At 60.0% G+C, this 14,194-nt stretch carries 16 protein-coding genes and 1 pseudogene; 4 read left to right on the top strand and 13 right to left on the bottom strand.

The features are described from left to right. The first annotated feature begins 4 nt into the window (after positions 1 to 4). Complete coding sequence (locus HIJ39_RS00335) at positions 5 to 769, top strand: polysaccharide deacetylase family protein (protein ID WP_169095522.1); 765 nt, start codon at positions 5 to 7, stop codon at positions 767 to 769. On the opposite strand, the gene HIJ39_RS00330 is transcribed toward HIJ39_RS00335, so the two are convergent. From HIJ39_RS00330 to HIJ39_RS00315, 4 genes are all read right to left on the bottom strand, one after another. Then, positions 757 to 1,899, bottom strand: coding sequence for a D-alanyl-D-alanine carboxypeptidase family protein (locus HIJ39_RS00330; protein WP_169095642.1), 1,143 nt, complete (start codon positions 1,897 to 1,899; stop codon positions 757 to 759). The two genes, HIJ39_RS00335 and HIJ39_RS00330, sit on opposite strands and share 13 nt — an antisense overlap. Positions 1,900 to 1,960: 61 nt before the next feature. After that, entirely contained in the window at positions 1,961 to 2,905 is a 945-nt protein-coding gene (locus HIJ39_RS00325; RefSeq protein ID WP_338055025.1) for a helix-turn-helix domain-containing protein, read from the bottom strand. 36 nt (positions 2,906 to 2,941) lie between these two features. Further along, positions 2,942 to 4,240, bottom strand: coding sequence for an asparagine--tRNA ligase (gene asnS / locus HIJ39_RS00320; protein WP_169095520.1), 1,299 nt, complete (start codon positions 4,238 to 4,240; stop codon positions 2,942 to 2,944). Between the two features lie 2 nt (positions 4,241 to 4,242). After that, positions 4,243 to 5,409, bottom strand: a complete 1,167-nt coding sequence (locus HIJ39_RS00315; RefSeq protein ID WP_169095518.1) for an acyl-CoA dehydrogenase family protein — start codon at positions 5,407 to 5,409, stop codon at positions 4,243 to 4,245. 91 nt (positions 5,410 to 5,500) lie between these two features. Between HIJ39_RS00315 and HIJ39_RS00310 the strand changes: the two genes are divergently transcribed. Further along, positions 5,501 to 6,091: an LON peptidase substrate-binding domain-containing protein gene (locus HIJ39_RS00310; RefSeq protein WP_169095516.1), complete on the top strand. Its 591-nt coding sequence runs from the start codon at positions 5,501 to 5,503 to the stop codon at positions 6,089 to 6,091. Here the strand turns inward: HIJ39_RS00310 and HIJ39_RS00305 are convergent. Next, positions 6,088 to 7,446, bottom strand: coding sequence for a hypothetical protein (locus HIJ39_RS00305; protein ID WP_169095514.1), 1,359 nt, complete (start codon positions 7,444 to 7,446; stop codon positions 6,088 to 6,090). The two genes, HIJ39_RS00310 and HIJ39_RS00305, sit on opposite strands and share 4 nt — an antisense overlap. Positions 7,447 to 7,573: 127 nt before the next feature. Then, positions 7,574 to 8,620: pseudogene (locus HIJ39_RS00300) on the bottom strand (protein prkA); the annotation flags it as partial. A gap of 139 nt (positions 8,621 to 8,759) precedes the next feature. On the opposite strand from HIJ39_RS00300, the gene HIJ39_RS00295 reads away from it, so the two are divergent. Continuing rightward, positions 8,760 to 9,071, top strand: a complete 312-nt coding sequence (locus tag HIJ39_RS00295; RefSeq protein WP_169095512.1) for a hypothetical protein — start codon at positions 8,760 to 8,762, stop codon at positions 9,069 to 9,071. A gap of 77 nt (positions 9,072 to 9,148) precedes the next feature. After that, positions 9,149 to 9,643, top strand: a complete 495-nt coding sequence (locus tag HIJ39_RS00290) for a hypothetical protein (protein ID WP_169095510.1) — start codon at positions 9,149 to 9,151, stop codon at positions 9,641 to 9,643. Positions 9,644 to 9,917: 274 nt separating this feature from the next. On the opposite strand, the gene HIJ39_RS00285 is transcribed toward HIJ39_RS00290, so the two are convergent. From HIJ39_RS00285 to HIJ39_RS00255, 7 genes are all read right to left on the bottom strand, one after another. Continuing rightward, positions 9,918 to 10,388, bottom strand: a complete 471-nt coding sequence (locus HIJ39_RS00285; RefSeq protein WP_169095509.1) for a hypothetical protein — start codon at positions 10,386 to 10,388, stop codon at positions 9,918 to 9,920. A gap of 12 nt (positions 10,389 to 10,400) precedes the next feature. Beyond that, positions 10,401 to 11,231: a glycoside hydrolase domain-containing protein gene (locus HIJ39_RS00280; RefSeq protein WP_169095507.1), complete on the bottom strand. Its 831-nt coding sequence runs from the start codon at positions 11,229 to 11,231 to the stop codon at positions 10,401 to 10,403. A gap of 9 nt (positions 11,232 to 11,240) precedes the next feature. Then, positions 11,241 to 12,026, bottom strand: coding sequence for a C1 family peptidase (locus HIJ39_RS00275; protein ID WP_169095505.1), 786 nt, complete (start codon positions 12,024 to 12,026; stop codon positions 11,241 to 11,243). Positions 12,027 to 12,186: 160 nt separating this feature from the next. Then, complete coding sequence (locus HIJ39_RS00270) at positions 12,187 to 12,675, bottom strand: hypothetical protein (protein ID WP_169095503.1); 489 nt, start codon at positions 12,673 to 12,675, stop codon at positions 12,187 to 12,189. Next, complete coding sequence (locus HIJ39_RS00265; protein WP_169095501.1) at positions 12,665 to 13,177, bottom strand: DUF1003 domain-containing protein; 513 nt, start codon at positions 13,175 to 13,177, stop codon at positions 12,665 to 12,667. The genes HIJ39_RS00270 and HIJ39_RS00265 overlap by 11 nt, the downstream gene beginning before the upstream one ends. Beyond that, entirely contained in the window at positions 13,174 to 13,632 is a 459-nt protein-coding gene (locus HIJ39_RS00260; RefSeq protein ID WP_169095499.1) for a hypothetical protein, read from the bottom strand. Before HIJ39_RS00260 ends, HIJ39_RS00265 begins: the two co-directional genes overlap by 4 nt. Positions 13,633 to 13,665: 33 nt before the next feature. Next, on the bottom strand, positions 13,666 to 14,193 hold the full coding sequence (locus tag HIJ39_RS00255) for a C40 family peptidase (RefSeq protein WP_169095497.1): 528 nt from the start codon (positions 14,191 to 14,193) through the stop codon (positions 13,666 to 13,668). Position 14,194: the final 1 nt, after the last annotated feature.

The raw sequence follows: 14,194 nt of genomic DNA, 5'->3' as shown, positions 1-14,194 counted from the left end.
TAGGGTGCGATTCGTAACCGTTCCCCATCTTTGGCTGAGACGCCTGGTTACCACGGCCGTGATGGTCGCGCTGACCGTGATGGCGATCGTTGTCATCTCCAACCCGGGACCCAACATGCCTGTCACGGCATCGGTGGCCCCGCAAGATCGGTATTCGCTCCGCGATGTGGTCACTAATCAGAAAGTCGCAGCGCTCACCTTCGATATCTCCTGGGGGACAAAAATGCCGCAAAAGGTATTTGCCATCCTGGAGAAGGACCACGTCCCGGCGACATTCTTTGTCTCTGGTCCCTGGGCGAAGCAAAATGCCGCGCTCGTCAAGGAAATGGCTGACAAAGGCTACGAAGTCGAGTCCCACGGGTGGGCGCACGTGAACTATACCGGGCTCAGCAACAGCGGTGTTCAAGAAAACATTATGAAAGCCAACCAGGCCATCGAGCAAATCACGGGCCATCGCCCCACCTTCGTCCGCCCGCCTAATGGTGACTTTAGCCCGCGCACCATCGCCGCCGCCAAAGCGGTGGGCTACACCACCGTCACCTGGGGCACGGACTCCTTAGACTGGATGAATCCCGGCGTCAGCACCATCATCCGGCGCGTAGTGACACGAATCCATCCGGGAGACATCGTGCTGCTTCATGCCTCGGATACCTGCAAACAGACGGATTTGGCTTTGCCCACCATCATTCAGGACTTGCGCCAAAAAGGGTATACCTTGGTGACCATGAAGAAGCTCTTGACGTACGGCACCCCCAACTATCGCGGGTGACGACGGCCAAAGAGGTGTCGCCACAGCCGACGCGGAGCGGACGCAGCCTTGATGGTACGGCGCGGGTAGAGCGCCTGGCGGGCTGGCGGCTGCCCCGCCACCTCCACGCTGGCAAATCCGGCCGCCTTTTTTCGATCCACGGGCGCGGACAACACCCGGGGCGCGGCCAGATACACTTGGTAGGTTCCCCCCACCGGGACATCCACCCACACCGGACGCCGAGTCTCCAGACCGACCGTCTGAATCTGTCCTCTCCGGACCTCCGCTTCCGCGAGCCGCTTGTTGGCAGGCACCGCCTCAACCAACGACCATTCCCGAAATCCATAGTTTAAAAGCCGCGAGGCATCGCCATAGCGGTTGCCACTATTCAGCACTACGGCAATTAGTTGGCGACCATCGCGGGTGGCCGAGCCCACCAGACATTTGCCCGCTGCGTCCGTGGTCCCGGTCTTGACTCCATCGCCCCCTGGGAACCCATACAGCAACTGGTTGGTGCTGTGAATCGTCCGGGAGCGGTGGCGCTTCAACTCTGTGACCTGCGCCTCGGAACTTTTGACAATCTCCCGAAAAAGCGGGTAGCGAAGCGCCGTCCGGGCGATGAGGGCCAAGTCGTAGGCCGAGCTATAGTGACCGGGTTTGGTCAACCCATTGGGATTTTCGTAGGCGGTGTTAAAGGCGCCGATTTGCTGGGCCTTCACATTCATCTCGGCGACAAACTTCTCGACACTTCCCGCTTCGCTTTCGGCCAGCGCCACGGACGCGTCATTGCCTGAACGGAGCAGGAGCCCTTTCAACAAGTCGAGCCGCGTATATTGCTCATCTTTCTGAATGTGCAGCGAGGAGCCCGGGGTATAGTCGGCTCGCTTAGACACTGTGACCACCCGGTTAAGCCCACCATGTTCAATCACCAACAACGCAGTCATCATCTTCGTGGTGGAGGCTGGGTCTAACTGCATAAAGGCGTTTTTTTCGTAGAGAATGGCGCCCGTGCGGGCATCCACCAAAATAGCCGCTCGGGCACTGACAGACGGCGGCGTGGACGGATCAGGAGTGGAGGTTTTCGCCAGAACCGGCGTGCCATAGACCGCTGCCCCACCCACGGCGCCAAATACTAAAAGAAACCGGGTCATCCGCACCAGTGAAGGTCCCTCCTTCGTGTGACCTCACTAGTATGACCCGGTTGTCGACGACTCATGAAGAATGGCTAAAGGTGAGCGTTACCGGATAGGTCGGCGCGTCCGGCAATGGAACGCTCTGGTTGTCCACCTTGACCAGGACAGCGCGCGTACCGAGCTTCACGGCGACGCTGGAACTCCCGGTGACGCTAAGGGTTTGGCCAGCATAGTAAATGGTGCCGTACGGGTTTTGCGTGGCCCCGTTCTGCCATACTTCAACCCACGTCTTGCCCTGAAAGCTCAAAGACACCGTCACCGGAGAGGCCGACACCTGGTAGCTCGCCGTCCCCTGTGCGACATTATGGGCTGTCATCTGAACGACCGGCTGAGGCGCTGTGGAGGACGTCTTGGCATGCGGGTGCTGTTTCTTAGTGCCCCCGGCATTGCTCTTTGCCGGAGTCTTGGTCTTGCCCCGGGTCTTGCCCTTGCCGCGGGCCGGGGTCTTGGATCCCGTGGCGGCATGTCCGGTTACGGCAACGGGATGTCCCCCGTGCCGATTCATCAGAAAAAAGCCCGCCACGAACAACAACACTAAGACCAGCGCCACGCCCGCCACCGTCCGGCCAGACTCCATCGGTCCCGATGAGACCTCGGGCCGCGAACGCCCAACCCGCTGCGGCGAGCTAGGAGGGGACGCCACCCGGGTTCGCCGCCGACTCGGAAGCGGGTCTTGGCGGCGGGGCGGCTCCTCCGTCCCCGAAGCTTGTGCCAACTTCTCATGTAGACGCTTTCGGTATTGCACCAGTTGCTCCGCGTCCAGGTCCAAGTACTTGGCATAGCTCCGGAGAAAGCCTTGGCCGTATACCTCGCCCGGCAGCTTGTCCCAGTTATCCTGCTCCAGGGCTTCAAGATACTCCTCGCGGATGTGCAGATCCTGGCTAATCTCCTTCACAGTTAAATCACGGGCCTGACGCGATCGGGCCAGATATTCCCCGATGGTCATGGACGCCCCAGACTCCACGCCGCTCCCTCCTTCATCCTCTGGCTTGGTCAGCCATTAAGGCCACACCCGATTCAATGTACGCGCAAACGGAATGGTCTCTCGTACATGCTCGAGCCCGCAAATCCAGGCCACGACCCGCTCTAGTCCCATCCCAAAACCACTATGGGGAACTGATCCGTATCGTCGTAAATCAAGATACCAGCTATAAGCCGCCGGATCCATGTCGTTTTCCTTGAGACGTTGGAGCAGTAAGTCGAGATCGTGAATACGCTGGCTCCCGCCAATGATCTCTCCGTAGCCCTCCGGCGCCAGTAAATCGGCGGCCAGCACCACCTCCGGCCGCTGACGGTCCGGCTGCATATAAAAGGCCTTAATCTTGGCCGGAAAGTGTGTTAAAAAAACCGGCTTGTCAAACATTGCGGCCAGGGCTGTCTCATGCGGGGCCCCCAAGTCTTCACCCCACTCGAGACCGAGTCCGACCTCTCTTAGCCGCTCCAGGGCCTGGTCATAGGTGATGCGCGGGAAGGGAGCGCGAACCCGTGCTAAGCTGGCAATGTCCCGTTCCAGCAGTCGCAAGTCCCCTGCCGAATGAACCAGAACATCTTGCACCACGGCCGACAACAACTGTTCCTGCCACTCGAGACTTTCCTCAAATTCGCAAAACGCCATCTCCGGCTCCAGCATCCAGAATTCGGTCAGATGGCGCCGAGTTTTGGACTTTTCCGCTCGAAACGTGGGGCCAAAGGAGTAAACGCGGCCTAGGGCCATGGCCAGCGCCTCCATGTACAGTTGGCCGGATTGCGACAGATAGGCGGGGTCGCCAAAGTAGTCAATGCCAAACAAGGTGGTGGTTCCTTCGGCTGCTGCCGGAGTAATAATGGGCGGATCGGCCACGATGAAGCCATGCTCGTCCAAAAAGTTGCGCAAGGCGTGGATGATGCGCGCCCGAATCCGCAAGATGGCGGCTTGGCGCGAGCTGCGCACCCATAAATGGCGGTGCTCCATCAAAAAGTCGACCCCGTGTTCTTTAGGTTGGATAGGATATTCGGGACTCGGCGCCGTCCGTTCCACCACGACGCCGTCAATTTCTACCCCCGAGGGCGCGCGCCGATCCTCGCGCACCCGTCCCTCCACGCGCAATGCACTCTCCTGCTCGAGGTCAGCCAGCCGCTCAATTCCACGGAGTTGAAATCCATTGCCCCCCTCTTTGAGGACCAACTGCACCTCACCGGTTCCGTCACGCAAAATGAGGAAGTGAATCTTGCCCGAGGACCGAAGATGGGTCAACCAGCCGTTCAATTCCACGGTTTCTCCAATATGGTGGGCCAACTCTCGGATGGCGTAGCGCTCCATGCTTAGATGTTCTCCTTTTGCAACAAATTGCGAAAAATCACCAACCGCTGGATCTGGTTGGTCCCCTCATAAATTTGTGTAATTTTCGCGTCGCGCATCATGCGCTCGACCGGATAATCCCGAACGTAGCCGTATCCCCCAAAGAGCTGCACCGCATCCGTGGTCACCCGCATGGCGGTATCGGAGCACATCAGCTTCGCCATGGCCGAATAACGCGTCACCTCCGGCGAGGAAACCGCCTCAAAGCCCGCCGTTTCGACAACCGTTGCCGCTTTGTAGAGCAGGTGGCGACTGGCCTCGATTTGCGTCTCCATATCAGCCAACATAAACTGAATGGCTTCCTGCTCAATGAGGGGACGACCAAACTGGCGGCGTTGTTTCAAATGCTCGATGGTCACATCCAGTGCCCCTTGCGCAATTCCTAAGGCCTGAGCGGCAATGCCGGGACGGGTGCGGTCGAGGGTGCGCATGGCAATTTTGAATCCTTCACCCTCGCCTCCCAAGAGATTCTCTTGAGGAACCACCACGTCATCAAAATTGAGCTGCGCCGTCTGGGAGCCGCGAATCCCCATCTTCTCCTCAATGCGCCCCACGGACAGGCCGCTGGACTCGCCATCCACCACAAAGGCTGAAATGCCTCGCACCCCTTGGCTCGGATCCGTGGACGCAAACACTACCACCGACTTGGCCAGCCCCCCATTTGTGATGAACACTTTGGTGCCGGAAATGCGGTACTTGCTCCCGTCTTTTATGGCCCGGGTCTTGGTTCCCCCCGCATCAGATCCGGCTTCCGGCTCCGTCAGGGCGAACGCTGACAGCTTTTTGCCGCTCGCAATGTCGGGGATGAACCGCTGCTTTTGCTCCGGACTTCCCGCCACCAAGATGGGCATTGCCCCTAAATGCTGAGCGGCAATAATGAGGCTTGAGGTGGCGCACACGCGGGCCACTTCTTCGACCGCCAGACAAAACGTCAACAGATCGGCGCCCCCGCCGCCCAAATCTTCGGGCATGCCCACCCCAATCAGCCCGTATTCGGAAAACAACTCGGCGATATCCCATGGAAACTCGCCCGTCCGATCAATATCTGCCGCCCGCGGCAAGACCCGCTCCTGAGCCAGCCGCCGTACTGTCTCCCGGAATAATTGCTGTTCGTCAGACAATCCGTACATTCCGACATTCCCCTCTCGCCCACCAGGGCTAGAATAAGCCAGGCCTATATTTCCTGTTCCATGATACAATATCTTAAGGGGGTCAATCGGGATGCCAACACGCGATACGTTCTCCATGCCGCTGTTACCGGTTCCACAGGTTGTGTTTCCCGGCATCATCACGCAAATGCCGGTACGCCCCCGTGCCGCCGGCGCGTCCGCACGACTGGCAGCAGCGCAAGACCATAGTTTGGTTTTCGCCTTGATGCGCCCCGACCGTGAACCCTCGACCGTTGCCACCACCGGCCGCGTGCTGGAGATGGAAGAGTCGCCCGAAGGCTGGCAAATCACTGTCGCGGGCATCCAACGGGCCCAGGTGCTGTCGTATCGACATCAGGGAAATAGTCTCATTGGGCAGTTTCGCTACGCCAATGATGTGGAGGAGTCCATTCCGCCGTTGCTTCGGGAAGAAGCTTGGGCGCTAGCGTCCGAACTGTGGGCCATGCTTAACCTCAGCGGTCCCCCGGCCAACCTCCCGAGAACGGCTCCCCTGCTGTCGTATTGGATAGCAGCCCACGTTCCGCTGAGCGCCTCCACCCAACAGGAGCTTCTCGAAGTGCCTTCTACGCGTGGCCGTCTCGCCAAGGAAATTTCCTTGATGCGGACCTTATTGGACGGGCTACGCGCCGAGCACAGCAGCTAGTGCGGCTCAAGTCCCGCCTCCTCTTGATATCGCACCAATGCGGGCATCAAAACCGCCACTAGCCATTGAGCCCAATATCGATTGTCCTGGGCCAAACGGTTGAATCGACTTTTCCCAATCCACTCGCTCATCGCAATGGGCGGCGATCCTAAGGCTGATACCCCAATATGGCCTGGATGGGCCTGGGTCGGCCATTCCACCTGGATTTCCAACCCGGCGCGGGAGCGGAACACCCAAATACCGCTCTGCGATCCCCAACGCCAAATCGACCATTGTGGCCCCAAGCGCAGGCGTCGCGGTGATGCCGTGTCAGCCAACGGCCAGGGATACTCCGTCAAAAAGTGGGTCAATCGCTCGCGATGATGATGACTGCGTGCCTCCTCGCGGAGCGACTGCCAGGGATCGCTAGAAGCCCATGGGAGCGCCAATGGTCGGATCTGCAAAATGGGAATCTGACGCCGTTCGCGTTGCAGTGTGCGCCAATTCGCAGTGCTGAGAGGCGTCACCGGCATGTAGGTCGCCTCCAACCGGCTTCCGCGCTGCACCCGGCGCAAAGTTACCGCAGTCGCCCAGCCCGGTGACCAATTGGGCACCGACCAGAGAGCGCTCGCGCGAATATGCAGCGGTTCGGGTGTTTCTCTCAATCTATCCAGCCAGTGCGCGTCGGTGCCCTGAATGGCAAGCTCAGTCGAGGCGAAGCGGGCGGGCAGACCCAAGAGCCGTTCCGTCTCCGGGACGCGCTCTTGCCGCCACTTAACCCGTACCGGACGGGCGCCCAGGCGTTCCGCCAGCGCCGTCCAGAGCGCGGTAAGTTCCTTACTAGTTTTGTTCTCGGGTACGGTAAGGGTCCACTCTTCCCACCCCGTTAGCCAGGATCGCTCCTCAGACACGCCCCACGACAGTCGCCGCGCATGCTGAATCCGGCCTTCGGCCCACCATTCCAGGTCCTCTTCGCTGCTCCAACTGGCCGGATCCCAAACATCCTCCACGAGCGCCCACAACCACGACTCGCGCGAGGCGCGAACCACCAGTTGATGACCCATCCAGCCGACCCAGGCATCCTCTCCAGCCGGGATCCAGACTCGCTCCGGACCCAATTCGGCGAGAAAGCGCACCAAATAACTCCAAGTCACAGAAATTTCCATCGGATCAAGCCAAGCGTCGATGGCCAGCGGTTGGGATTGAAACGGGAGCCATGGGCGAAGCGCCCGCATCGAACGCGCCTTCAGCAAGAGACTGCGCTTGGCAACTCGCTTGCCCTCTAACTGCAGCCAACGTTCGGTGTTGAGCGCATCGTCCCAGAACGCCTCTTTTGCCGTTCGCGGAGCCTCCGAAAACTGTGCCAAATACCGCATGCTCACCGACCCTTTAACCATGATTCTTCTATGATATCCGATCTGGCACCGAAAGACACTGGGCCGTCCCCGATGATGTAAGACAAGAGCCCCGGGGACGATCGTTCCCCGAGGCTCTCTCGCCGCCTTAGCGGCTTAACAACGTTCCGACATACTGCAATATCGCTTGGCTGCATTCCGGACAGTACCCATCATGGTCGATGAGGCGAGCGGCGACGTCGTTGAGCTTGCGCAGCTGCTCTTGGTCGGGCGTGCGGGTGGAGGTGGTCACTTTGACCACATTTTTCAGATCATTGAAGAGTTTAGTCTCAATCGCCTGTTTGAGCCCACTGTGCGACTGATAGTCGAACTTGCGTCCATGGCGGGCTAAGGTGGAGATGCGAATAAGAATCTCTTCACGGAAGGCGCGCTTGGCGTTTTCGGTGATGCCAATTTGCTCCTCAATAGAGCGCATGAGCTTCTCGTCAGGTTCCATCTCCTCATCCGTGATGGGGTCGGTCAATTTAGTCTTGTTGACGTAGGCCTCGGCGTTGTCGAGATAGTTGTTCAAGAGGGCCTGAGCTGATTCCTCAAAGGAGTAGACAAAGGCTTTTTGCACCTCAATTTTGGCCATCTCGTCAAATTCCTTGCGGGTCTCGTAAATCAGGTTGAGCAGCCGCTCGCGCTCGTCGTCGGAAAGGCCCGTGTGCTGTTCCAACCCGTCCTTCAAGGTCTTCAACGCGTCAAGAGGGTTGATGCAAGACACACCAGGCCGAACCAGAGCTGACGAGAGCCGGTTAATCACATAGCGCGGCGAGATCCCATCCATCCCCTCCATCGGGAATTCCTCGCGCAACTCCCGGATGTCCTTTGACGTATAGCCCTCCACAGCCTCGCCGTCGAGCAGCCGCATCTTCTTAATCAACGACATGCCCTGTTTCTTGGACTCCTTCAAGCGCGACAGGACAGCAAACATACTGGCCACTCTGAGGGTGTGGGGCGCCAAATGCACATCTTTCAAACCGGACTCACCGATGAGCTTCTGATAAATTTGCATCTCATCGCTCACTCTTAGGTTGTAGGGCACCCGCACCAAAATCATCCGATCCCGAAGTGCCTCGTTCTTCTTGTTTTCCACGAAGTTCAGATACTCGCTTTCGTTGGTATGCGAAACAATGACCTCGTCCGGAGAGATCGAATGGGTGCATACAACGAGAGGGGATGCGAGACGATTTCCTTCCTATTATATCGAATTTCTGTCCTCACAATATAAACCATATAATGGACAACTATCCGAGTTTGGTTTATACTTGTCTTGGAAAGGAGGTGAGTGCATGATTAAGACCACCATTCTGGTGCCCGTGGCCGACAATGAGGGCCAGCCTTTCACGGCCGCCGATGCGCGTTGGTTGCTCCGCGAAGCGCTGACGCGGTTCGGGGGCATTACGCAGGAAGGCACCGTCGAAGGCCAGTGGGCCGAGGGGGATGTCACCTATACCGACCGCTCGACCCGTTACACTATCGCCCTCAACAGTTGGCGGCAGGTGCCGGACTGGTTGGCCTTCGTGGATGCGATTCGCGAACGCTACCGTCAAATCGCCATTTACGGAGAAGTGGCCGGGATCCCGGAAATCTTCTCCGGCTAGCGACCAGCGGGGCTACCTCCCCGCTGGGTTGACATAATAAACCACATGGTTTATACTCCGTTTCAGGAGGTGTCCGCATGTATTATCATACCCTATCCGGCGCGATGCTGACGTGGGACGAACCCATGGATGCGGCGTTGCAAGCCTTTTGGGAGACCATCGTCGCCGCGTGGCGCGCGAAGGCCGATTATGCCACCGTCTCGCGCCGCGTAACCAGCGCGGAGAACCCGTTGCTGGCTCCCACCGGCGGCCTGATTACGCCGCCCGTCTGGGCGCATCCGGTCTTTCAGGCGCTCATGGACCTGGCGTATCGCCTAGGCATTGCGCAGGGCGCGCTCGGGACCGATGGCACGGAGGATTTGCAGGATCCGTTCACCGACACGTGGCTCCCGGTGTCGGAGGCCGCGATCGTCAAAGGCGTCACCGTTCCCGGCTTGCATAAGGCGATCCAGCGCGGCGATGTGGCGGCACGACCGCAGACCCCGGGGCAGCATCGGTTGGAAGTCAGCCAACGGAGTTTGGCGCACTGGACCCCGGATCGCATGCGGCAAGCTGCGCGGAAGCAATCCTAAGCGGGATGGCCTCCGCACGGGATCCTAGAGATCCAGCGGCACGGGCGGCACCTCGGGCGTGGGCACTCCAGTTTGTTGCGGCGGCGCGTGGAAAAATTTTTCCACCGCATGGCGAATGACGTGGTCGTTGTCCACCTCTTACCATAGAAAACCACAAAGTTTGTTCAATCAATGCAACCTAATTACCATCTATCCGGCAACAAAATAGTCCCCTCGCGAGAAAACTTTGCGGAGACACCAAAAGCCCCCCATCCGCAGATGAGGGGCGTGTTCGTTAGGACGCCGCAGGCGACGTTGCGGCGGCGGTTGCCTTGGCTGTGGTCTTGGTCGGCGCCAACGGCACAAACGCGTCGATCAGCAGCCCCAGGTACTGCGCCAGGTTGGGGTACTGTTGCGCGAGAACCGCCTTCGCCTGCGCCGACAAGTTGGTTTCCGCCGCCGTCAACGCGGACTGGAAGGCTTGGACGGCCATGTTTGCGTCCCAGGTGCCTTTCGCTTTAGCGTCATTGACGAGCGTCTGGTTGACCATGTTCACGGCGTCTTCAACCACCGTCTTGGCCTCCGTCGTGGCCCAGTCAAGGCCCTGTTGAATCAGCGCATTGGCTTGCGCGTCATTGGTTACCTTGAGATCGCGTTCGAGGTGAATGAGATACTGCCACCCTTTCGCAATCAGCCCGGTCAGGGCCGTTGCCGCAAACGGCAGCACGGTTTTCGCCGCGTCAGCGGCGAGCGTTCCCCAGGTCAAGAGGATACCTCCTTAGTTGGCAAACACGTGTTTGATAGCGGTAACCATGGCTTGCAGCGCCGCCACGTCTTGCTGGGTGGTGGCGAGTTGCTGTTGTAGCGTCGTGAGGGCGTGTTGGACTTGGCTCTGAGCACTCTGGACGTTTTGGAGTTGCTGGGCCAACTGCGTCACCTGCTGCTGGAGTTGCGCCACGACAGCATTTGTGGGACCCGCCGACAGCGCGACGCCGACGGGCAAGCTCCCGAGGCGGTCCGCTTGGATGGTGTCGTAATCGACCGGAACGCCTTCAAATGATTGGTTCCACGCACCTTGGAGGATTTGATAACCCCGCGTCGCCACGTCGGGAACTTTCGATGCCGAGCGCCAGTAGTGCGTGATGGTGGGGATGTCATAGAGTTGCCGGCCGGTCAGTGGTTGTCCCGCGCCGACATAGACGCCTGCGTCATAGCCCCCGCTTTGGACGACTTGGCCCCAGTTGGTGACCCAGGGAAAGATGGCGGACGCGGGAACGTTGCCGCACGCCTCCAAATCCAGCCACAGCACGACTGGCGGCGTGGCCTTGGCGGGCAGGCCCCCCTGTTGGGCCAGACGCACAATTTGTTGGGCGCGCGTGGTGGCTTCACTCGGGATGGCCCAGGCCGGGGTGTAGTAGCCTTGGAAGAGGTTGACGGTGAGCCCCGCCGCGAGGGCGTTGGCGATGTCGGTTGCGACCCCGGGCGAGAGGCTGTCCAGAAAGACGGCCTCCACCCCACTCAGGAGCAGCGCTTCGTACCAGCTCAGGGGGTGGCCCGTCGAACTCAGATCAACCGCTTTCGTTCCGGCAGGAATCGTGACGGATACCATAGCGACCTCCTAAAGGTAGTAGGCCCGGGCGGAAAGAAACGTGCGCGGGGTATCGAAGTAGGCAAACGGTAGCGCGAAGTTCGCGTGGCTACTGTCTCCGATGGTCGCCTCATAACACGGCCCCCAGGAGTTGCGAATGTAGAGGTGTTCATCGTGCATCGAGTAACCAAAGGCGATGACAGCGTGGCCGCCGAGGGGGTGCATCCCCGGCTCGGGCAACGGCACGAGCGCGGTGCGCATGGTCTCCGGCGCTTCAAAGCTCGGATACACGACGATGCCGACCTGCACGACCGTGGGGGTTTGCGGGTGCGCCAGCGCGTTCAGAATTTCATCCAGCGTCGGGCACCACAGGCCCTCGCGGATACGGTGTTGCGCGGCGCTCGCGAGCATCGCCGGGGTCGGTTGCACCACGAAGTCTTGCCGTACATCGGGATCGAGCGCGTTGGCCCAGACGCCTACCGTCTGCATGGCGTACTGGGTTTGGCGCAAGCGCGCCCCGGCGTCTTGTGTGAGCTGATCCACGAGGGCCCGTTCGATCTCATACAAGCCGAGCGAGGAGCCGAAGAAGGCTTCATGACGGTCATGCCGCATGAGCCAGTCCATGATCCCCGCGCCGGATTCCGCTGAGCACTCGCCGAGGCCGGGCACGTTTTGATTCCGGACCGGCCCGAGGTCGGCGGCCAGGTTCACGGATGCAGGCAATGCGTCACGGGAGCGCACGGAGTGGACATCGGCAAAGCGCCGTTCAAAGGGATTGGGTTGATGGGCACGCAAAGGCAAGGTGTAGTGCGGCATGATGGGATAACTCCTTTCGGACAACAAAAAGCCGCCTTGCGGCGGTGAGACTGCGGCCCTCCCCCGGAAGGCTCAGGTGGGATCGCCTCAACAGGGATGCCAGCCGCATTGCGGGCAGAACCAGCCCCCGGCTTGCCAGCGCATAGGGGTGGTGCAGAGGTCACACCGGGGCGGCGGTTTCTTCGCGTCCGGCGGCAATGCGGTCGGCGAGCCAAATGGGAAAGGGCGCATAGTGAATCCCCCCGGAGAGCCAGCGTTCGTTGCGCTTATGCTGAATGCCCGGTTGCCCTGTGTGGCAATCGGCGCACAGGAACACGAGGCCCCGTATATCATCCGCGTCGGTCCAGGGCGTGTCGCCCATCGCTTTCGCATAGCCGTAAAAGTCGAGCCATTGCGCCACGCGCAGCGCGGCGGCGGGATTCGCTTCGTTGTTGGTCGCCCATTCCACGACGCCATGATGGAGTTGCAAATCGGTCGTGTTCTTGATGCCGCCGAGCCAACAGCCCCAGCAGTATCCGTAGCCGTCGTCGAGCAAGCGTTGGCGATTGTGGGCAAACGTCGCGGATTCGGTACGTCGGGCGTGGGTCGGCACCCACTCGGGCACATGCACCGTCAAGGAGAGCATGTGCGCAGGAATCTCAGTCGCCATGCCCCATGCCCTCCCGTTCCGTCAAGGCATCGACTTCGGCGTCGATTTCGGTGGTCTTCGCCTCGATCCGGGCCAGGATCGCTTCCACCCGTTCGAGGGTGGCCGTCGCCCGTTGGCTGACGGCAAAGTGCTCACGTACCACCTCGCGAATGACGGTGAGTCCGTCCGTCAGCGCCTCGTTTTGGACTTGCACCTCATGCAAAACCGAGGTCTGGACCTGTTCGTTTTGCGTGAGCTGTTCCAACAACTGCCGCAAGAGCGCATTAAAGGTGTCGCTCTGCATGGTAATGATGGGTAAATACCAGAGTTGGATCGTATTGCTGAGAAACAATAAAAACGCATACGGATAGGGATCAAAGCGCCACGGCCCCGGCGCGACCGTGTTCCATGCGATCCAACTCAAATACCATCCGACAAAGAGCCAGAAGGTCAGACTGCGGCCGGATGTGGTCGCCATCCATTGCACAAAGCCGCGGTTCAAGCGTTGGAGGCGAGCCCTCATGGATGGCTCCGTCCCAGCGCGGTAATAATGCCGACGAGAATCCCCACGCCCACGGAGAGGATATAGAGACCGACCTGCGCCCAGCGGGGCAACGCGGCTTCCTTCTTGTCCATGGCGTCGGCTACATCCCGCCGCATGGTGGCAAATCCCTCGTCCACATGGCCTTGAAGCGATTCGAGTCGCGTATCCAGTTTGTCGTCCAAGGTGGCGAGGCGCGTTTCCGTGCGGGCCTGCTGACCATCCACCTTCTGTTCGAGGCCATCCATGCGCTGTTGAATGACGTGTTCGAGGCGCGTGTGGCTCGCTTGCAACGCCGCGACTTGGGCATCGAGGGTGCCGAGCCGTTCGGCATGGGCGGCGGTGCGGTCATCAACGCGCGTCAGGGTGTCGCGGTAGTCGGCGACGCGGGTTTCCAGTTGGACGAGTCGGTCATGATCAGTCTGCGGTTCGGGCATAGTGAAACCTCCTACCCGCCCAGGGGCGGCAGCTTAGGATGTGGATCGGTCCCACGGGCGCGGGCCGAGGAGGAGCGGGCTGTAACTCAAGTCCGCAGGGCTCGGCGCGGGAGCATACGTCAGACGCACCCCCGCGGTCGCAAAGCACCAGGCCACGAACCCCGAACAATCGAGATGGCGCGGATCCAACCGGGGATGGATATCGAGATGCAAGTCATCCCGCAGGAAGTCCTGCCAGACCATGCTCGCCCCGTAGAGCTGGCCGACTTTGCTGAGCGCCGCCTGGCTGAGCGCCTGGTGCTGGGCGGGCGTCAGATCCACGTGATACAGCCAGCCATTCGTGCTGTACTTGTCAAGCGGACTGACCGTCACCCGAAACAGGGCTTCGACGATGACGAGTTGGCCGTGCTGTTCCACCACCACGGCACTATGCGTAAACGGGTTGACGGTGCTGATCGCGATGCCGTCGTCGAGAATGCGGTCCCAGAGGGGTTCATGTTTCGGGGAGAGCATGAGCAGAACATCCCCCGGACCACGGATATCCGTGAGTTGGTAAGGCATA

The organism is Sulfobacillus harzensis, assembly GCF_012933365.1.
Taxonomy (GTDB): domain Bacteria; phylum Bacillota; class Sulfobacillia; order Sulfobacillales; family Sulfobacillaceae; genus Sulfobacillus_B; species Sulfobacillus_B harzensis.
Note: the sequence above shows the minus strand (reverse complement) of the source record. Positions and strands in the feature narration are given on the sequence as shown.